Raw genomic sequence first — 21,704 nt, forward strand, 5'->3', positions numbered from 1 at the left:
ATGAAGAACAAAAGAGCCACAGCATTTTCGCCGTGGTTCTTTTAGTTTTTGGGTGAAAGCCATTATAGAAATAAGGACAGCTTAATAGTTGAATCAGGCATATCGGGAGCATGTCCGCAGTAAGATTCAAAGAGAAGGATTTGCGTTGAATGATTAGCAGAGATGGAAAACAGCCTTACATATAATTTGCTCTTTGAAAAATCAATAAAAAACAAGGTGTCAATGAAAAATATCATGATTTTTATCCCGAATCCGGCGCTAAAAAATATTTATCGTGACTTTTACATAAAATTTATGCAATTCCTATTGCGTCACTGAAATGGTAGCGATAACATAGAGGGAGATATGGATTAGATGAACTTGCTTGACAACACTTTCGAGGAGGTAATGCCATGCTGCTTGCAGAAGCTGCTGCGCAAGAACCGTCTAAATTTCATACCTTCGATGTATTTATGATCGCCTTTACCATCCTGATACTCATCGGGGTCATCCGGCTGCTGCGGGCTCCGCAGAAGAACAAATTTGCGATTGGCTTTGGAGTGGTGAGCTTGCTGGTATTTGCGGTTTCGGACTACGCGATGCTTATGCACTGGTTAAGCTGACACAGGAACGCTGCCCTGCTTCAAATTCAAGTCAAAACAATTGCAGATTTAAGTTTACCCAAAGACACCTTTAATCGCCGTCAGGCGTGACTAAAGGCGTCTTTTTCAAATTTCGCACTTCTTCATATGAGTTGACTGCATTATGTACAACCTGGAACAAGGTCAGAGAGAGCGCCCGGCGAAGGCTGGGGAAATGGGGGGAGAATATGGTTAAGAAAAGCCTCGGACTGTTGCTGTGCGGAGTATTGCTGACAGGAATAGGAGGCGGATCGCTTTCTGCGCAGGGGGCGCCGTTTCTAGATGGCTTGCAGACTGCGGGGAATGTATCGTCTTCAGTAAAGATCAAAGAAATAGGAAGTACCCTGACCGGCAGCAAAAAGAGTGCAGCCTCGATAACCGATCCGGTACCGCAAATTATCAAAGAGGTTTCCCCGTCGGTAGTAGGAATTATCGGCAAATATTCAGAAGATCGCTCTAATGCACCCAATGACCGTTTTAATCTGTCCCATGGATCAGGTATCATCGTCAGGGCAAACGGCTGGATTATTACGAATGCGCATGTGATGAAGGGACTGCAGAATGCTGTGGTCGTTACATCGGACGCGAAGTCCTACAGCATCACAAATACGTATCTGGATGAGGTTAGTGACCTGGCACTGATCAAGATCAATGCCAAGGCATTAAAGCCTGCGAAGTTTGCCCAATCTGCTGCCAGCCTTCAGGTTGGCGACAAAGTGATTGCCATCGGTACACCCATTTCCTTCTCACTGCGAAATTCTGCCACGGTAGGGGTGGTCAGCGGTCTTAACCGTTCAGTGGATGCTGCCTATCGGCTCATCCAGAGTGATACAGCGATTAATCCAGGCAACAGCGGTGGTCCGCTCGTCAGCATGAAAGGCGAGGTACTGGGCGTAAACAGTCTGAAATTTGCCGCAGTAGGCGTAGAGAATATGGGATTTTCTATCCCGTCTGATACTGTACAGTACATTATGAACCAGCTGTTCAAGTATGGAGAGGTAAAACATCCAAGTCTTGGCCTGGAGCTGGAGGAAAGCTGGTCTGCCTTAGTGGGCCTACCCTCACAAGATCCCTTAACAGTTACGAAGGTCATCTCTGCGGAAGCAGACAAGGCAGGGATTCTTGAAGGGGATGTTTTATACGCGATTAACGGCCACCGTGTCGGTTCCTTAGTGGATGTTAATGAACTTTTTAAAAGCTACGCACCGGGTGCGGTGGTAAATCTGCTTATGCAGAGCGACGGTGATATTGTTACCCGGAAGCTCACGCTTGGCCAGGGCGATCCCCTGATAAACAATGAAGAAGCTGATGTGGAGGGTGATGCTGATGGACAAGCGGAAGAGTAAAGGGGTACTGGGAAGAGAGGGGCGGAAGAGGGACCGCAGATATACTTATCGTGGTCTATGTACAGCGATGCTTGCTCTGGTGCTGCTGCTGACTGTGCTCCCGGCCACAGAGGTGCACGCGGCGGAGAAAGCCGAGCTACAGCTCACCCTTAAGGTCGGCAGTCCGGCTGCAACGGTGAATGGCAAAAAAGTTACGATTAAGCAGCCTTTTATGAAGAATAGTACCGTCATGGTGCCGCTCGGCGTGTTCAAGAAAACATTTGGCAGCACAGTTTCCCTCGAACCCGGCGATGTGGTCAAGGTGATGTACGGACGGCATACGGGAACGATGGTGATAGGCAGCAGCACTGCCTGGAAGGACGGCGTCAAAATCAAACTTGCTGCACCGCCGCATATGGTCTCAGGGGTTTTGATGGTCCCGCTGAGGTTCGTGGCAGGAGTGCTGGACGCACGTGTAACTTCCGGCAGCAACGGTGAGCTGGTAGTGTCGCTTGTGCCATCAGTCACTGAAGAAGAGGCGCCCGGGGATAGCGGCATTGACAGCGATGTCGGTAAGACCCGGATAGGGAACAGCCATTTTCAGTGGAGCATGAATTATCCTCCCGGACTGGTGGTTGGCGACAGCGGCGGCAATGAAGGCGTGGCTACCTTTATGAATTCAGAGAATCAGTATTATCTGGAGGTTCATGCCTCACCGCAGGAGAACCCGGCAGACCCGGAACAATTGCTGGATGGGCTGCTCCGCTCGGCTGAAGAAGGCGGGGAAACGATTTTGGACCGGGAAACTTATCCGAATGCCGTTGTTCCCTACGCGCGAATTGTCAGCAAGGATTCCAGCGGCGCACTGTGGGAGAACAGGCAATATAATGCCGGAGGGAGATTGTATGAGCTGTATCTGACCGATGACAATGCAGCGAACTATAAGGATTTTGATAAATATGCAGTGCTGTTGAACTCCTTCCGGCCAACCTTTGACCCGAATGATAAAAGCCAACGTGATCTCTCCACAGTGAAAAACGGGCTGCATGAAGGGTACAATGAGGACTACGGCATTGCGCTGCAGGTCCCTGCAGACTGGAGTATGGATGACCAGCATCTGTATTATGAGAGCAAACAAGGGAGCTATTTGCGCGTGAAAGTGACAGCTGCTCCGTCCGGTTCTACGCTGGAAACCTGGAGCAAGGAGTTGGAGGCGCAGATTCGAGCTAACTATGTGGACGGGGCTTATACGATTAAAGAAAGCACGTCTGCAAAAGTTTCCGGTCAACCGGCGCGGGTCATTGAAAGTCTGCTGAATCCGGGCAGCGGCTGGATTACGAAATATCAAACCCTGCTGTTGAAGAATGGGCACCGCTATTACGTAGAATATGTGGCAGTTGCCGGTCAGGATGAGGACAAGGCACGGTTCAAGGATATTTTAAGCTCAATCGATATTGATTTTGAATTAATAAAAGAGAACTTCGGGCGGCTGGAAACAGATGACTATCCGGTACTTTACGCTAAAACAGTCAACAAAAGCTCCAACACCTATGGCTACAGCATTCAGATTCCGTCATTATGGACAGCGGTCCAGGATGTCTTTGAAACCCAGAACATAGAATACCGCTTCACCGGAGGGCGTTTCCAAATCACTGTGAGCCCCGAAGGTTCAGCCGAGTACACTGTGAGCCAGCTCCAAAGCTACTATCAGAACACGAAGAATGACCCCAAAGGCCCGAAGGTCGAACGTGTGGAGGACATCACCTTTGCCGAAGTTCCAGCCACAAGCCTTACTGTGCACCAGAGCAAAAACGGCATTCCTTACCGCACCCAGCTCATTGTTTTTAGCAAAAATGAACGGGTCTATACCCTCACTGTCACGCTAAACGATGCTAACGCAACGCCTGAGCAGCAGACTCTAATAGACAAGACGTTGAAGTCTTTTGTGTTGGCGGGGGAGAAAAAATAGGTAGGACATGTTGAGGAATAAATAGTATTATTGCAGACGAAGAACGTCCCAAGTTGCCAATTTTGGCTGGGGCGTTCTTTTTTTATGAAGAAATGAGTTTGGCTAGAGGACATCTATATGCCTAAAGGTTCTGCTGCAAAATGTCTGGTGGCCACTTTTGGCCTGGAATGTGATGGTTACCAGAGTCATGTCAAAGATATGGACAGAGAGATTCAGTTACTCTTTGAACCGGGATACTTTTTTATCAGGGCCGGGTTGGAGAATCATTCATTTCTCATTCGACGATGCACAAAGACGGAAGGGATAGGTTAGGAATAAGTTCGGTTTAAATAATCCGGTTAAAGTCCTTTCCCTGTATAATTTCTGGCAAATCAATGGCGCAAGGCTGTGATATTTGATACAATTAATAAGTTAAAGAGATGGAAATGACCCGTCCATATGACGGTTTGGGAGGATATAAATGAACGAGCAAGGAATACGCAGGGAAGACGTGGAGCTGTTGGCTCCGGCAGGTGACTGGGAGTGCATGCGTGCAGCGGTGGCAAACGGGGCAGATGCTGTCTTTTTTGGCGTAGAGAAATTTAATGCACGGGCCAGAGCAAACAATTTCCGCTCGGAGGAGCTGCCGGAGATTATGGCATTCCTGCACAGCTATGGCGTGAAGGGGTTTCTGACCTTTAATATACTGGTGTTTGAGAACGAGCTGGCAGATGCAAAAGAATTGATTGATGCCTGTGTAGATGCGGGTGTGGATGCGGTGATTGTACAGGATTTGGGGCTCGTCAAAATGATCCGCGAGATTTCTCCGGACTTCCCGATTCACGGCTCGACGCAAATGACGATTACTTCACCGGAGGCGGTGGAGTTTACGAAACCCTTCGGGCTGGAGCGTGTAGTGCTCGGCCGTGAGAACAATCTGAAGCAGATCCGCACGATCGGGGAGCAGGCCCGCCTGCCGATGGAAGTTTTCGTGCATGGAGCACTTTGTGTGTCCTATTCAGGGCAATGCCTGACCTCGGAAATGTGGGGTGGACGTTCCGCGAACCGCGGGGAGTGTGCCCAGGCTTGCCGTTTGCCGTATGACCTGATGGTCGACGGTGAAGTGAAGCCGATGGGTGATGTAACCTATCTGCTGTCTCCTAAGGATCTGGCGGCCATTGATCTGATGCCGGAGCTGATCGAAGCGGGTGTGACCTCTTTCAAAATAGAAGGCCGTCTCAAAACACCGGAGTACGTGGCAAACGTGGTGAGCAAGTACCGTAAGGCTATTGACCGGTATTTTGACGGAAACTGGTCTCCGACTTCTAAAGAAGATATCCGTGAGCTGCAGCAGAGCTTTTCCCGCGGTTTTACGCATGGCTTCCTTGAGGGAACAAACAACAAGAAGCTGGTTGACGGGACTTTCCCGAAAAGCCGTGGTGTGTATATGGGCACGGTGGAGCAAATTCTCCGTGATGGCGTAGTCTGCCGCATTCATGCTCCGCTTAAACGCGGAGACGGCATCGTGTTCGACGCCGGTGATCCGACCAAGAAGGAAGAAGGCGGACGCGTGTATGACCTGCGCCGCAAAGGCGTGAAACTTGAGGGCGAGGCCGGAGAAGGCTGGATCATCGACATTGTGCCTGGGCGCAACGATGTGGATTTGCGCCGCCTGCATGTCGGCGACCGCATCTGGAAGACCAATGATCCTGCGCTCGACAAGGCGCTGCGCCAGAGCTACGAAACCGAGAAGCCGTACCGCGTCTTCCCGGTTCATGTCAAGGTGGAAGGCCGCGCCGGAGAGAAGCTGGCTACATGGTGGACGGACGTGCAGAAGGACGTGACTGTCCGTGTAGACTCGGAGCTGCTGCTGGAGACCGCGCAAAAGCGCCCGATGGACGCCGCCCTGCTGGAAGAACAATTCGGCCGCCTGGGCGGGACCGTGTTCCAGCTTGAGGCGCTTACGTCGCAATTAGAAGGCGACGTGATCGTGCCTATGCGCGAGCTGAACAGCATCCGCCGCCAAGCGGTGGAGCTGCTTGCCGGCGAGCGCCCGAAACCGCCCGTCTACGTGAAACGGGCGGTAGAGATCTATAGCGACGCCTCCCGCAGGGACGTCGCTGCAAGCGGTGATGCGGAGCTCACCGCGCTGTGCCGCAGCCTGCCTCAAGTGCAGGCTGCCCTCGAAGCCGGCGTAAGAAGCATTTACGCCGACTTCGAATTTATCAAGCAGTTCCCGGCAGCGGTAGACGCTGTCCGGGCTGCGGGGGCCAGCATCACGCTGGCCACGCCACGTATCCATATGCCGGGCGAGAACGGCTATCACGCCAATATACTGCGCCTGCAGCCGGATGCTGTGCTGGTGCGCAATACCGGCGCGCTGTATTATTATCTGCGCCGCCGCATGGAGCAGCCGGATGCCGTGCATCCACGGCTGATTGGCGACTTTTCGCTGAATATCGCCAATCATAAGGCGGTGGATCTGTTCCTGGAAGCGGGCTGCGATGTTGTCACGCCTTCTTATGACCTGAACATTCAGCAAATGGTCGATCTTCTGGGCCGCAGCGACACCTCGCGGATGGAGGTTGTGATCCATCAGCATCTGCCGATGTTCCACACCGAGCACTGCGTGTACTGCACTTTCATGAGTGAAGGCACAGACTATACGAACTGCGGACGCCCTTGCGAGGAGCAGCGTGCATCTCTGCAGGACCGGATCGGCATGTCCCATCCTGTCCGCGTGGATGAAGGCTGCCGCAATACCGTATACAATGCGGTTGAACAGTCAGGCGCGGAATACCTGAACAATTTCCGCGAACTGGGCGTTTCTTCTTTCCGCGTCGAATTTCTGGAAGAAACACCGGAGCAGGTTGCCGAGGTCATTAGTCTTTACTCCCGTGCGCTCCGTGGGGAAATCTCCGGCACGCAGGTATGGAAGAGCCTGAAAGCCACCAACCAGCTTGGGGTTACACGCGGACAGCTCGTCAACGCGAAATAAAGAAGAGTGGGACTGGCCTTACCAATCCCATGATAATTAGTCCCTAGCTCCGATTCAATGCAGAGCCATTGTGGCAAAGGAGGTTTGATGAATCCTCCATGCCGCACTGGCTCTTTTTGTCTACAGGATTATTCTTACTGGAGGATTAACCATATAACTGCCAAAAACCCTCCATAACTGCTATAATTAAAATAATTATGCATTTTACCATATCTTCTAAAACCGGAAAAAGAAAAGAATACGAAGGAGCTATATGATGAAGATCCGTAAAGCGATTATTCCCGCTGCCGGTCTCGGAACCCGTTTTTTGCCCGCGACCAAAGCGATGCCCAAAGAAATGCTGCCGATTGTAGACAAACCAACGATTCAATATATTGTAGAGGAAGCCGTTGCCTCCGGCATTGAGGACATCATCATCGTGACGGGTAAGGGCAAGCGCGCGATTGAAGACCATTTTGACAACTCATTTGAGCTGGAGTTCAACCTTGCTGAGAAACAGAAGTGGGAGCTGCTGGAATCTGTGCGCAAATCCTCCGAAATGGCCGACATTCACTATATCCGGCAAAAGGAACCGCGCGGACTAGGACATGCTATCTGGTGCGCCCGCAAATTCATCGGGAATGAACCGTTTGCTGTATTGCTCGGAGACGATATTGTTGAAGCGGACAAACCTTGCCTTAGACAGATGATCGAAGTTTACGATCAATATAAATCCTCCATAGTCGGAGTTCAGCCGGTGCCCTGGGAAGAGGTATCCCGATACGGTCTTGTAGATGGTACACCTTTGGCTGAACGTGTCTACAAAGCTAACCGCCTTGTTGAGAAGCCAAAGAGAGAAGAGGCTCCTTCCAACCTGGCGATCTTGGGACGTTATATACTGACTCCGCGTATTTTCGATATGCTCGGAGAACAACAGGTTGGAGTAGGCGGCGAAATCCAGCTTACGGATGCTATTGCCCGTTTAAGCGAAGTGGAGCGGATCATCGCTTACGACTTTGAAGGCAAACGCCATGACGTCGGCGAGAAGATGGGTTTCATCCAGACAACGATCCATTATGCGCTCCAGCATGAGGAGCTTAAGGAAGGTTTGCTGCAGTACCTCCAGGAAGTGATCCAGAGCGAGGCTCAGAAAGTCGGTAATTAACTGAGTGTCGGTACCCTTATATCTGCGCACGGCATTTACCATAACATAAAATAAATAAGAGCGCTCCGCTGTCTATAACTGCGGGACGCTCTTATTTGTTTTTCGAACTAAAGACTTATAAGACGATTATATGTTCATAGTTCTTATTGCAGCGGGCGCTGATTCCACATAGAACATCGCTCGCTACCTTGTTATCCTGTTAATTACTCTTGAAATGATGTGCTTGCAATTTCAGTAATCTTTTCAATTTCCGCAGGATCAGCAGTGATTAGCTTATTATATACATCCTGATCGAGAGCAGTGTTGGCCTTTTGTTGAGCAGCAAGGTACCAACGGGCAATTTCGCGGTTAGTAGCATCGGTATAATCCTCACTCAATCCAAGCTTCAATGTTGCGGCAGCAACCTGAATTTGACCTGCCATGAACTGAATTCGGCCTGCATTCAAAGTAATTGCTGAAGGAATGGCCTGGCCCTGCAAGTCTGTAGTTACCTGACGATAGGCTTCGAGGCCGATCTTGAGATTAAGTTGTTTACTATCGTCATTCTTTTGAGTGAAAGCCTGTTGAGCCAGCTCGTAGGAACGGCTGATAAGCGCGCTATACCAGTTCGTATCCCAGAGGGTGGCACTGTTCACGATATCAGTATAGTTGTCGTTAAATCCTAGTTTTAACGTTGCTGCCGCAGTATCATTTTCTCCTGCCATCAACTGCATTCTGCCGATATTTAACGCAATGTTTGGTGTGATAGAGAATGGACGACCTTGCAGCTGCTCAGGAGGCAAAGTTTTCAGGTGTTCCACTCCATCAACCACATGCTTGTAGGCATCAAAGCCACTAGTCAGGTATTCCTGCTTTTTAGCTTCATCCTTTTGTACACTTGCTGCATTTGCAAGCGCTTGGGACCGGCTGATTATTGTCTCATACCAATCAATGTCCCACACAAATTTATCGGCATTATCAAGGTAGACGCCCAGGGCAAGATCGCTCTGCCCCTTAAGGTCATAATATCCGACTAATTGCTTCAACAAATCCTTATTATAAGGCTCGTCCTTAAGTGCGCGTGAAATTACGCTGTAAGCTTCCTCCAGATACTGTTCGTTTTGGGTTTGGCTAAAGACTTGCTGATCCATGGACGATAAGTATATCGCTGATTCTGGATGGAATGGACGGTCTTTCAGGGCATCTACCAAAGGTGCTTTAATTTCCTCATAAGATTGGCTGACGCCGATCAGTTTTTTGGCTTTCATTGCGTCATTGCTGGATCCGATATAGCTTATCGACATAAAGATCAGATAGATGGTGCCGATGGTGAGTACAGCCAAGTAACCGATACGCAGTCCGGGTTTACTCCAGCCACGGCGAAGCGGTTTGCTGTCCATGACAGCGGCCATTCCAGCCAGTCCTAGGAAAACAAGGATTCCCATAAAGGCATAGCTTAGGTTGAAATCCAGCAAGCTGTGGACAAGAATGGACAAGGCGATAATAAGGAAGAAGAAACCATTATCAAATTCATCTTTCTCCCGTTTCACATAACTGCGGATATATTTATAGAAAATGTATCCGATAAAGCCCATAAATACGATGAATCCGACAATTCCAACCTCAATCAGATATTGGAGGAAGAAATTATGCGCCTGGCGGCTGGTATAAGGGTTATTCTGATAGTGCTCATAGAGAGAAGCCCAGCCTCCGCCTCCCGCACCCAGAATCGGATAATCTTTAACAACCTTAAGAGCATCTTTATAGAAAGTGAACCGCTCTAGTACACTGTGCTGCTTGAAGTTGATATTCTCCAGCCGCGTTTCAATATTATCCGGCAGAACACTGCGGACGCTTGTACCAATGAGCAGGAAAGCCGCAATTCCAACAAGCACGATCGATACCAGTGGAAGCCATAGCCCGGAAAACTTACGGGAAGACATACCGGATAGCTTTGCTTCCAGCCAAGGTGCAACAACACGCTGAACTGCCCACCCAAGAGCAGCAACGACAGCAGAGGCCCCAAGCAGGTACGCCCAAGCTTTAAAAGCAGCCCCTGAAGTGAAGCTGGTATTCAGCTCTAGTCCCAGCGTAGTCAATGGATTTGTAACGAGCAGAGCTGCAAGGCCGGAAATGGCAATGTGGATAATCCAGAGAATTTGCTGAGCAGGTTTCAGGAACAGCAGCAGCAGGATGAATACCACAGGCAGCATGACGAGCCCGCCACGGGACAACGTCAACAGCAGCGATACAATAATGGGCACAAGCATAAATCCGTGAGTCAGTGTACCATACCATTTTTTAGAGCGGACCAAAGCAAATACAGCCACAAACAGAAAAGCCATCAGGAAGGCAGCATAGGTATTTGCATATTGGAATATGGAAGTCAGCCGCAGACCGTTGGAGTCGGTCATAACAGCATCCAAATATTTACCACCCCGCACGGTGTTGGAGAACCAGCCAACCAGACTGCCGGCAAATTTCGAGCTGCCAAGCCAATTTAACAGTCCAAATCCTACAATAAAGTAAGCAACCGCAAGGACAGCATTTTGGATGACAAGATTTACTTGCTTTTGCTTCAAGAGATATAACGCTATAATGAATATTGCAATGTACATGCTCTGAATTAACAGCAGGTTCATCGCCATATAATGCGAGGCTGCACCAAAGAGTGACAAAGCATACGTTATTGGAAGCAGCAGTGAGGCGACAGCCAGCAGATCGCGCTGCTCCTCAAGCTTGAATTTATTGAAGTAGAGGCCCATCCACACCAATAACATCAGGCCGCTAAGCAGAGCAGACACATAGACCGGTTTTTCAAAATCAATCTGTTGTCCATTAAACACCCCCACCTGAAACGGGGTCCAAACCAAAAACACAATAAAAGCAACAACTAATGCCCATATGGGGCTGGATATCTTTTCAACATTTCTCGACTGAACAGCATTTTTTCCGTATACTGGTTTAGACACGTTTTAATCTCCTTTTCTTGTAGGTACGTGGATATTTTAGCATACGACAGGATTGAATTAAACTTTATTCTCAGGTAACTAGGACGATTTGATTTTCAAACAAAGGTAAGGGGAAATATGAATGCAATCCATGAAACGTTTATTTCTATTCTTGTGTACAATTGCAATCTTTGCAGGGAGTTACTATTACATCAATCTTTATATTAAAGATCATACTAAAACTTACTTGCATTTGGTGGTTAAGTCCGAGATGGCTGATCAGTATCAAGTCTTTTTCTCAACAGCTGAGAATACTTGGAACGAAGATAATTCTTCTCTCCAAAATTACAGTCATCAAGGTGAATGGGAAGATTTAAAGTTCGAACTGCCCAGCGGATATTCCTTCATTAGAATTGATACCGGAAAAAGTAAAGGCGAAATTTCCATTGATGATATATATTTCTCCGGAAATTCCAATGTAAAAGTGAACATTGGTGAGCTTGGACTGGAACTAAATCAAATTAAAATAGTCAATGATGGAAAAAAAGGGGGAATCCTATTAAATTCAACGGGAATTGATCCTTATTTTTCTTTTAATATAGAATCATTACTACAAAATTCAAAAAACCACATTAATATAGGGATGCAATTGTTTGCTCTATTGACAAGTCTTTTAATAGCTGGAGCTTCATTTTTTGTAGGAAAAGCTTTGCGGGAAACGTTACAATTTATGAGGAGTTTCTTTGAAAATCAATCTTTAATAATGAATTTAGCTAAGAATGATTTCAAAACCAAATATGCATCTTCATATTTAGGAATACTTTGGGGATTTATTAACCCTCTTCTAACCATTGCAACATATTGGTTTGTATTTCAGGTAGGACTAAGAAGTGGAGATATTGGAGATACTCCTTTTATAATTTGGTTTATTGCTGGGATAATCCCCTGGTTTTTCTTTTCTGAAGCCTTATCGAGTACAACTAATTCCTTTGCTGAATATAGCTATCTCGTAAAAAAAGTTGTTTTTAAAATTGAATTGTTGCCTCTAGTCAAAATCTTATCAGCCTTTTTCGTACAATTGTTTTTTATTGTCTTTATATTTGTTGTTTATGGTTTCTACGGTCATCTGCCAACAATATATAGTTTACAACTAATATATTATGTTTTTTGTCTTATTGTTTTAGTCGTCTCTTTAGCATTTTTTACTTCTGCAGTGGTCCTCTTCTTTAAGGACTTGAATCAAATTATTGCTGTTATATTACAGATGGGATTTTGGTTTACTCCTATTGGATGGTCTGTTAGCATGCTTTCGGATTTTTGGGAGAGAGTATTTAAGCTTAACCCGATGTTTTATATAGTTCAGGGTTATAGGGACTCATTAATAGACCATATATTTATATTTGATCGTCCATATCAGATGGTATATTTCTGGATGTTTTGCTTAGTTATGTTTACTTTTAGTATGAAAGTCTTTAAAAAGCTGAGACCTCATTTTTCTGATGTACTATAGGAGTGGTAATTATGACTAATATTATTGAAATTTCAAATATTACAAAATCATACAAATTGTACGATAAGCCAACGGATAGACTTAAGGAAGCTATTCATCCCTTGAAAAAATCTTATCATAAAGAGTTTGTTGCACTAGACGGGATTACTCTTTCTGTGAAAAAAGGCGATGCGCTAGGTATTTTGGGGAGAAACGGATCAGGCAAGTCTACACTTTTGAAAATGATCACGGGAGTTCTCACACCAACTAGTGGGAATATTAATGTAGAGGGCAAGATATCGGCTATATTAGAGTTAGGAGCTGGTTTTAATCCTGAATACACAGGTAGAGAAAATATTTATTTGAACGGATTGATGATGGGGTATAACCGTGAAAAAATGGACGAAAAGGTAGGATCCATCATTGAGTTTGCAGATATAGGAGACTTTATAGATCAGCCTGTTAAAGTATATTCGAGTGGCATGTTTGCCAGGCTTGCTTTTGCAGTTTCAATTAATGTAGAGCCTGATATTTTAATAGTGGATGAGGCATTGGCTGTCGGAGACACAAGATTTCAAACTAAATGTATTGATAAAATGAAAGACTTAAAACTTAGAGGGACAACCATTCTTTTTGTATCTCACGCATCAGAGCAAGTGAAGAGGTTTTGTAACAAGGCAGTTTGGATCAAAGATGGAAAGTTAGAGGTAATGGGCGATTCGAGTGAAGTAGTAGATTTATACGAGGATTTCATGAGGAATGATATTGAATCTTCAGAAAACAAAGTTGATGCGCGCATTATTCAAGAGTCCCAGTATGATCCGGACTTCATTCTACCGGCAAATCCAGATGTTTTAGCCTTAGTAACCAAAGTTGAGATTAACAAGAATTCATTCAAGACCTTTGATGAACTGAAGGTTGAAATAGAATATGAAGTATACGAAGAAATCATTGATGATTTACTATTAGGAGCTGCTATATATACCCCTAAAAGGGAATATATCTTTGGACCCAACACCTTTCTGGAAAAGGTACCAATCCCCAATAAGAGGGGACGGCATAAAGTGAATTATTGCATTCCTCAATTACCCTTGCTTGGTGGGAGTTTCTGTCTAGACGTAGGCTTATTTAATAACGAGGGTATAGTGAACATTCATTATAAGGAAAATGCAGTTTCCTTCAACATAACCAATAAGTACTTTTCAGAAGGAGTAGTTTATATTAACCACAAGTGGGAGGTTTTGAAATGATCGATATCCTATTTGATCAATTTCAGAGATATAATAATGTAACCAATATTATAAATACATTAAGGAAGACAGGACAAACTTTCAACATTTTAGAAGTTGGAGCAAATGAACATCAAAATTTAGAAAGATTCCTACCGGAGGATCAAATTACGTATCTTGATATTTCTTTGCCTGAAAATCTAAAAAATAATCCTAAATATATTTTGGGTGATGCTACGTCAATGGGTTTTTCAGACAATCATTATAATATTGTGGTTGCATTAGATGTGTTTGAACATATAGCAGAACAAGACCGCATCAAATTTGTGAGCGAGTTACATAGGGTCAGTTCAGACTTTTTCATAATCACTGCTCCTTTCCATTCACCCAAAGTTGTTCAAGCCGAAAAACGAGTTAATGCAGTTTTCAAATCGCTATTTAATAAGGATTTTATCTGGTTGGAAGAACACATGACCAATGGATTGCCTAATATAGATAGATTATCCAATTATTTGGATTCAAATGATATGCAATATAAATTGATAAGTCACGGGGATATAGATATTTGGGAGAGAATGATGGCAATTCATTTTATTACCGCTCACAATCCTGCGTTGACTGTCTATAGACAAGAGATCGATAGATTTTACAATCAGCATATTTATGGAATTGATTATATAGATGACTCCTATAGAAAAATCTGTGTGGTCGCTAAAAATTGTAGCCTCTCAGAACTAATTATGCCTAATCCAGAAGTGGATTCTGTGAAAAATAGGGCTATTTTAGAGAAATTTGATGTTCTTGAGCGGACTTTCTTTAATTTAGCGTCAGTAAATACTGGAGTTCTATTAAACAAAAAGAAAGAAGACTCTTTCCAAGTATTTTGGAATAATGGTAATGGATTTAATGAGATAAATAGCATCCGAGAGAAAGTAGTTAGCAGTACATGTCATTTTGAAAAGAGGATTGATTTGGCACTAGTGGAATCAATCCGGATCGACCCTTCCGATTTCAGAGGTGCATTTAGATTTAGTGGTATTTTAATCAAAGATGAAGATGGAAAAGAAATTCTGGAAGATAGATACAGTGTAAACGGGAACTATAATTTTAATTATAAAGATATGTTTGTTTTTTATAATGACGACCCCTTTTTAACTATTAATTTTAATCATGAAGTGTCTATAACGGATATAAGACTGAGTATAACAAAAATAAATGACGATGAGTTTAAAATCATCATGATTGAGAATATGAAAAAAAAAATTGAGGAACAGGCTGCACATTGCCGAGAACTAAGTGAATGCAAGGAGAAAACTGTTTCCTTGAATAAGATTGTTTCGGAGTTGAATCAAAAAAATGAAGATATGCTTCTCGAAAATAATGAATTAGTAATCCAGGTGGAAAAATTAAATCATTTGATAGCAGATTTGAATAATCTGAATAAAGAAGCTTTTAGTAAGAATGAATCACTTTCTCAAGATATTATTAATTATAAAGAGCAAGTGGAAGAAAAAAATAGAGAATTACAGGGAGTATATGGATCGAGATCTTGGAAATATGTAATGAAACTTAAAAAAATAATGGGGAAATAACGAGGAGAGAGCAGATGCCTTTTTTTTCTGAGAAAGCTATGAATATATGGTACTTTATTATTGGTTGTTTTGGTATTACAAACAAAATAAAGCTGGACCCAGTCAATGATATAGTGAAAATAGAGAATGGGAATTGGAATTCAGTGGGTGATGATCCATACTTCTTACTAGACGGCAAAATCATTAGTGGATGGAATAGGTTGTCTTGGGACTCGATATCGGATAATTATATCCCCCTAAAGCTATATTGGGACGATGGAGATGGATACTCCGAAGAGAAAAGTGTCATTTTCTCAGGGATACCTAGTGGAAAAGTGAGTTATAAAACGTTTTTACATGTACCTCCTAATACAAAGGGGATAAGACTGGATCCAGGAGAGGGCAAAGCGGAATTTTATTTTGATAATTTAAGAATAAGAAGAATAAGTAGAATCTCTTTACTAATAGCCTCATTTCGGAATTTTCTAAAACAAAGAGGTATTGGATATAAGCATATTGGCATGATCTTTAGTAAAGTAGTCAACATTTGCAGGAATGAAGGGGTTGCATCACTCTGGCTTAGAGTCAAAAGAAATCTGGACATTAACACCAATAATGTTGTTAGTGGGTATGACTCATGGATTGAAAAAAATAAACTAATGGATTCTGAGATTGAGGAAATAAAGAATAATATCGAACAATTCTCCTATAAACCTCTTATATCTATTGTTTTGCCTGTTTATAATGTTGATGAGATTTGGCTTAGAAAGTGCATTGATTCAGTTATCAACCAATATTATTATAATTGGGAATTATGTATTTCTGATGATGCTTCAACTAAAAATCACATAAAGAAAGTTTTACAAGAGTATGTCAAGCAAGATTCTAGAATAAAGGTTGTTTATAGGTCTGAAAACGGACATATATCTAGATCGTCTAACTCATCATTAGAACTAGCAACAGGTGAATTTATTGCTTTGTTAGATCACGATGATGAATTGACTGTTGATGCATTGTATGAAAATGTCAGACTATTAAATGTTCATCCTGAAGCTGATGTTATTTATAGTGATGAGGATAAAATCTCAACGGAAGGTGAACGCTTTTCACCCTTTTTTAAGCCTGACTGGTCTCCAGATTTGCTAATGTCTCAGATGTATATCTGCCACTTAACTTTATATCGGAAGTCATTAATAGATAAGCTTGGGGGTTTTAGAGCTGGATATGAAGGTAGTCAAGACTTTGACTTAATGTTAAGAGTTTCTGAGTTAACGGATAGAATATTCCATATTCCAAAAATACTGTATCATTGGCGAACGATTCCTAACTCTACAGCGTCTAACACAGGCTCAAAAGATTATACGCATATTGCTGGTCTTAAGGCACTGGAAAGCGCAGTTGAAAGAAGAGGCATTAAAGCGGTAGTTGAATCAATAGAAGATGAGTCCAATATCTATTTAACAAGATATATACCTGTAGGGAATCCTAAAATTTCAATTATTATTCCTACAAAAAATATGGTGTCAGTTCTCCAAAAATGTTTGGAATCTATCTTTGAAAAAACAGTTTATGAAAATTTCGAGGTTTTAATTATTGATAATGGTAGTGATGATCCTGAAGTTTTTAATCTTTATAGTTATTGGGAAGAAAATGAGAAATCCCGCTTTAGAGTTTGGCCATTAAATATTCCTTTTAATTATTCTAAGTTAAACAACTTTGGTGCTATTAAAGCAGAGGGCGAGTTACTACTATTACTGAATAATGATGTAGAAGTAATATCTGAAAATTGGTTGACTGATATGGCAGGACAGGCTATTCGTCCTGAGATCGGAGCCGTTGGTGCTTGTCTGTATTATCCAGATGAGTTATTGCAGCATGGGGGGGTAGTCCTAGGCTTAGGAGGGGTGGCAGGTCACAGTCATAAGCATTTCCCTGCTGAAAATCCTGGTTACTTTAGAAGGTTGAAAGTAATATCTAATTACACTGCGGTAACTGCAGCCTGTTTGATGATTCGTAAAGAGATATTTCTTGAAGTTGGAGGGTTGGAGGAGGAGTTGCAAGTAGCATTTAATGATGTTGATTTCTGTCTGAAAGTATGGAGTAAAGGCTATAATAATCTATGGCTGCCTCAAGTGAAGTTATTTCATTATGAATCAAAAAGCAGAGGCTACGAAGATACTCCAGAGAAGCAGGCACGATTCCTGAAGGAAATTAATTGGATAAAAAGACAGTGGTCAAGTGTTCTTGATAATGATCCTGCTTATAATCCGAATCTAACAAAAGACAGAGAAGATTTTTCTCTTGGGGAACCTGCAAGTGTGTATATTAACAACATCGGAGTAAACAGAAAAAATAAGCTAAAACAAATGGAAGTAAAGGGAGAGTACAGTGGTTGATAACAATAAGCACTTCTTTATTAAATTAGCAGGTTTATTTATATGCGTGTACTCTTTTCTTTTAATAATTAAAGTTGCCCCAGGTGACGATACTTGGTTCCGTGATATATCAGATCAATATTCATTCCTGGACTACTTAAATTTTCGGTATAATGAGTGGTCTGGAAGAATGCCAGTTGAAGCAGCATTATACTTCTTTTTAGATGGAAGAACGTGGATGTGGAGAATTATAAATGCTTTTATGATTATTTCATTAGCATATTTAATTGTGAGGATTGTTAAAGAAAAGGTGCAATTTCGAGAAATATTGACAGCAATCCTGTTGTTAGGCTTTTTTAGTCATAGTATACTGAGTTCTGGACTCTTATGGATTACTGGATCTATGAACTATCTATGGCCTATTTGCGGGGCTTTATTCGCATTGGTACCTTTTGCTGACTACACATTAAGAGACGGAGTCAAGAATGGAAATACCAAACTAGTCTTAAGTGGCATAATTGGTTTTCTATCCGCCAGTAGCAATGAACAAGTAGCGCTGTGTTTAATTTCTTTTGCTATTATTTCAATCATTCATTCTTTTTTTATAAAGAAAAATGGCAATTGTAAATTAGTATTCTTAGCAATTATTTATGTGATGGGCTTACTTATTCTTTTTCTGGCACCAGGCAACGATAAACGATTTATTGCTGAAACTGCTACTTGGTTTCCTGGCTTTGATCTATTGTCGATTAAGGACCATCTATATATTGGAGTAATTTGGTTCTTTAGCAAATTCACCATAGAGATAAAGTATATAATTTTATTGATTTCTGCAATTTCTATTGCAGCAATCTATAAAAAGAATCAACAGATTAAAATAATCCCAAGCGGCATAATGAACATTTTCACTTGTATGTTTTTGGTAGTTATCTTTTCGGCAATAATCAAAGGTTCAACGTCGTTACTATACGATTTTACGGCTATCAAGAATTTTGATTTCAGTGGAAGTGTTTTGAATATTTGGAGAATGAATCTTGATTTTTTAGCTTCATTTATCCCATATGTATTTTGGGGAATATATTTTATTATCCTTTGTTACATTATTTTTATTATTACCGATAGAAATTTATTTATTATTTTAACTTTGTTGGCATCACTGGCTACCATGGTGGTCATGTTTGCTTCACCTACAATTTATGCTTCAGGAAATAGAGTGTTAACTGTTGCTGCAGTTTTAATTATGTTAGTTGTTATTGAATTATTTATTAGATTCAATTTATTGAATTTTAAAATCACTTGGATTATCCTTTGTACCTTTTCTGCAATAAATATACTTACGCTCTTTATCAGTTGGGTAATCCATGGTTACACTCCTGTATTGTAGAGTAATAGAATTGGGAGATACGTAATGAATCAGATAACAATTCTAATTCCTGCTTATAACGAAGAAGAAGTGCTATACACCTTATACGAAAGACTACTGGCTGTTTTTGAGAGCCTACCTAGGTTTGAATTTGAGGTCCTTTTAGTTAATGATGGTAGTACCGACAATACTTTAGGTATTATTAAAGCTTTGCGAAAAAATGACCCTAGAATTTCTTTTGTGGATTTGACAAGGAATTTTGGTAAGGAAATTGCAATGATGGCAGGCTTTGATTATGCCAAGGGTGACGCAGTTATCATTATCGATGCAGACCTACAGGATCCTCCAGAATTAATACCAGAAATGATCAAGTACTGGCAGGATGGATTCGAAGATGTGTATGCAAAAAGGAGAACTAGGGCTGGAGAAACATGGTTAAAGAAGTCTACATCGTCACTTTTTTACAGCTTACTTCAAAAAATATCAAGTATTCCTATTCAACCGAATACCGGAGATTTTCGGTTGTTAGATAGAAGGTGTATTGAGGCTTTAAAGCAAATGCGGGAAACCCAACGTTATACAAAGGGGATGTTTAGTTGGATTGGCTTCAAGAAAAAGGAGATTCTATTTGATAGAGATGCAAGGGCAGCTGGAAAAACCAAGTGGAATTATATAAAATTAATTGATTTAGCTATAGAAGGTATTACATCTTTCACTACTAAACCTCTTCGTTTATCGGCCCTGTTTGGATTTGCTATTTCATTATTTGCTTTTATTTATATCGTATGGATTGTCTTCAAGACACTAATTTACGGTGAAAGTGTAGCTGGTTATCCATCATTAATGACCATAGTGTTGTTTATGGGGGGAATACAGCTTTTGTCATTGGGAGTTATAGGCGAGTATTTAGGGAGAATATTTAATGAGACTAAGAAGCGACCGTTATATTTTGTTAATGAGTATAATGATGCGAAAAGATTAGCGGAATGAAAAAGTATCAAGAGGTATGTAGTTATATTATTTTCGGGATTTTGACAACGGTAGTAAATATATCGATTTTTTATGTTTTGAGTAAAAGCGGCTTTGATTTTAAAATATCAACTACGATAGCTTGGGTGATTTCAGTACTATTTGCATTTATTACTAATAAAAAATACGTTTTTAAAAGTACAGAAAATAAACCCAAGTCAACTTTGAAGGAGTTTAATCAGTTTTTTATTCTTCGGATATTTTCTTATATTATTGATCTGGTAAGTATGATTTTGCTCATCAATTATATATCAATGGATGTTATGATAGCAAAAGTCATAACTAATATAATTGTAATAGTATTGAATTATTTAATTAGTAAAAAACTAATATTCAAATAGAAATAGGGAGGTAAACTCATGAAAGGCATAATCCTAGCTGGAGGCACTGGTTCACGCCTCTACCCTTTAACTAAAGTTACAAATAAGCATCTATTACCTGTAGGCAAATATCCGATGATCTTCCACTCTGTTTATAAATTAAAGCAGGCGGATGTAAAAGATATTCTTATCGTTACAGGCAAGGAACACATGGGCGACGTCGTGAATTTATTAGGAAGCGGCAGAGAAATGGGTGTTACCTTCACCTATAAAGTACAAGATGAAGCAGGTGGGATTGCTCAGGCTCTGGATTTGGCGGAGCAATTCGTTGGACAAGATCAAATGATCGTTATTCTTGGAGATAATGTATTTGAGGATGATATTGCACCATTCGTTGATAATTTTCGTGAACAGAAAGCTGGAGCTAAGATATTGATTCAGGAAGTTATTGATCCTTCAAGATTTGGTGTGCCTGAACTAGAAGGTGATCGTATTGTTTCGATTGAAGAAAAGCCCGCGACTCCTAAATCCAATTATGCTGTGACAGGGATATATATGTTCGATAGCGAAGTGTTTAAGATCATTAAAACTATATCTCCCTCAGCGCGCGGAGAATTGGAAATTACTGATGTGAATAATGCATATATTAATCGAGGAGAATTAACTTTCGATGTTCTTCAAGGTTGGTGGACGGATGCAGGTACCCATGTTTCACTGGCAAAAGCTAACGGTTTAGCTCAAGAGATTACGTTTGGTGAGGAATTCGGTAAATTGAAACTATAGATTTGGAGGGCGCTATCATATGAAAGCTACAGCCTTACAATTACAGGGTGCATGCATCCTTGAGCCGGTGGTTCATGGCGACAACCGGGGTTTTTTTATGGAGAGCTATAATGAAGAATTAATGCATGAGGCAGGAGTGAACTATAAGTTCATCCAGGACAATCAATCACTCTCTTCTGAGGTTGGAGTACTTAGAGGATTGCACTACCAATTGAATCCGAAAGCGCAGACCAAGCTTATTCGAGTTTTATCCGGTGTGATTTATGACGTTATTGTTGATATTCGCCGTAATTCTCCAACATTCGGACAGTGGGTTGGGGTAATTCTCAGTGAATATAATAAACGTCAGTTGCTGGTGCCAAAGGGCTTTGCGCATGGGTTTTGTACGCTGGTGCCGAACACCCAAGTGTTATACAAGGTGGACCAATATTATTCCCCCGAGAACGACCGCGGCATATTATGGAGTGATCCGGCACTTGGCATTGACTGGCCGGTGTCAACTCCAGTCCTGTCGGACAAAGATGGGCGCCATCCTTTGCTTAAGGATGCAGAGCTCAATTTCGATTAAATACTATTCAAT

The 21,704-nt window shown here is 42.2% G+C and carries 15 protein-coding genes and 1 pseudogene; 15 read left to right on the top strand and 1 reads right to left on the bottom strand.

Annotated elements, in window-relative coordinates:
* Positions 1-392 precede the first annotated feature (392 nt).
* From NYE29_RS13070 to galU, 6 genes and pseudogenes are all read left to right on the top strand, one after another.
* Positions 393-602, top strand: coding sequence for a hypothetical protein (locus NYE29_RS13070; RefSeq protein WP_038597219.1), 210 nt, complete (start codon positions 393-395; stop codon positions 600-602).
* Between the two features lie 185 nt (positions 603-787).
* Positions 788-1,966, top strand: coding sequence for a S1C family serine protease (locus NYE29_RS13075; RefSeq protein WP_445322208.1), 1,179 nt, complete (start codon positions 788-790; stop codon positions 1,964-1,966).
* Positions 1,917-3,914, top strand: a complete 1,998-nt coding sequence (locus NYE29_RS13080) for a stalk domain-containing protein (protein WP_340896331.1) — start codon at positions 1,917-1,919, stop codon at positions 3,912-3,914. The genes NYE29_RS13075 and NYE29_RS13080 overlap by 50 nt, the downstream gene beginning before the upstream one ends.
* Before the next feature lie 98 nt (positions 3,915-4,012).
* Positions 4,013-4,212 (top strand): annotated as a pseudogene (locus tag NYE29_RS34580) (hypothetical protein); the annotation flags it as partial.
* 162 nt (positions 4,213-4,374) lie between these two features.
* On the top strand, positions 4,375-6,891 hold the full coding sequence (locus NYE29_RS13085; protein WP_076113848.1) for a DUF3656 domain-containing U32 family peptidase: 2,517 nt from the start codon (positions 4,375-4,377) through the stop codon (positions 6,889-6,891).
* A 256-nt stretch (positions 6,892-7,147) separates the two neighbouring features.
* On the top strand, positions 7,148-8,035 hold the full coding sequence (gene galU, locus NYE29_RS13090; RefSeq protein ID WP_340896332.1) for a UTP--glucose-1-phosphate uridylyltransferase GalU: 888 nt from the start codon (positions 7,148-7,150) through the stop codon (positions 8,033-8,035).
* 203 nt (positions 8,036-8,238) lie between these two features.
* On the opposite strand, the gene NYE29_RS13095 is transcribed toward galU, so the two are convergent.
* The gene (locus tag NYE29_RS13095) at positions 8,239-10,986 is read right to left on the bottom strand and encodes an O-antigen ligase family protein (RefSeq protein WP_340896333.1); all 2,748 of its coding nucleotides are present in this window, start codon (positions 10,984-10,986) and stop codon (positions 8,239-8,241) included.
* A gap of 121 nt (positions 10,987-11,107) precedes the next feature.
* Here NYE29_RS13095 and NYE29_RS13100 point away from each other — a divergent pair, with 121 nt between their 5' ends.
* From NYE29_RS13100 to rfbC, 9 genes are read left to right on the top strand one after another with little or no spacing between them, the layout of a single operon-like run.
* Positions 11,108-12,475, top strand: a complete 1,368-nt coding sequence (locus NYE29_RS13100; RefSeq protein WP_340896334.1) for an ABC transporter permease — start codon at positions 11,108-11,110, stop codon at positions 12,473-12,475.
* Positions 12,476-12,486: 11 nt separating this feature from the next.
* Complete coding sequence (locus NYE29_RS13105; RefSeq protein WP_340896335.1) at positions 12,487-13,704, top strand: ABC transporter ATP-binding protein; 1,218 nt, start codon at positions 12,487-12,489, stop codon at positions 13,702-13,704.
* Positions 13,701-15,275 carry a methyltransferase domain-containing protein gene (locus tag NYE29_RS13110; RefSeq protein WP_340896336.1) on the top strand — a complete coding sequence of 525 codons (1,575 nt, stop codon included), beginning with the start codon at positions 13,701-13,703 and terminating at the stop codon, positions 15,273-15,275. The genes NYE29_RS13105 and NYE29_RS13110 overlap by 4 nt, the downstream gene beginning before the upstream one ends.
* A 14-nt stretch (positions 15,276-15,289) precedes the next feature.
* Positions 15,290-17,650: a glycosyltransferase family 2 protein gene (locus tag NYE29_RS13115; RefSeq protein ID WP_340896337.1), complete on the top strand. Its 2,361-nt coding sequence runs from the start codon at positions 15,290-15,292 to the stop codon at positions 17,648-17,650.
* Complete coding sequence (locus tag NYE29_RS13120) at positions 17,643-19,013, top strand: DUF6056 family protein (protein WP_340896338.1); 1,371 nt, start codon at positions 17,643-17,645, stop codon at positions 19,011-19,013. Before NYE29_RS13115 ends, NYE29_RS13120 begins: the two co-directional genes overlap by 8 nt.
* 24 nt (positions 19,014-19,037) lie before the next feature.
* Complete coding sequence (locus tag NYE29_RS13125) at positions 19,038-19,982, top strand: glycosyltransferase family 2 protein (RefSeq protein WP_340896339.1); 945 nt, start codon at positions 19,038-19,040, stop codon at positions 19,980-19,982.
* Entirely contained in the window at positions 19,979-20,362 is a 384-nt protein-coding gene (locus NYE29_RS13130; protein WP_340896340.1) for a GtrA family protein, read from the top strand. The genes NYE29_RS13125 and NYE29_RS13130 overlap by 4 nt, the downstream gene beginning before the upstream one ends.
* 18 nt (positions 20,363-20,380) lie before the next feature.
* Positions 20,381-21,124, top strand: coding sequence for a sugar phosphate nucleotidyltransferase (locus NYE29_RS13135; protein WP_038597190.1), 744 nt, complete (start codon positions 20,381-20,383; stop codon positions 21,122-21,124).
* A 19-nt stretch (positions 21,125-21,143) separates the two neighbouring features.
* Positions 21,144-21,692: a dTDP-4-dehydrorhamnose 3,5-epimerase gene (gene rfbC / locus NYE29_RS13140; RefSeq protein WP_340896341.1), complete on the top strand. Its 549-nt coding sequence runs from the start codon at positions 21,144-21,146 to the stop codon at positions 21,690-21,692.
* The last annotated feature ends 12 nt before the right edge of the window (positions 21,693-21,704 follow it).

Origin of the sequence: Paenibacillus sp. FSL M7-1046 (assembly GCF_038007405.1) — a bacterium.
GTDB lineage: Bacteria > Bacillota > Bacilli > Paenibacillales > Paenibacillaceae > Paenibacillus_AQ.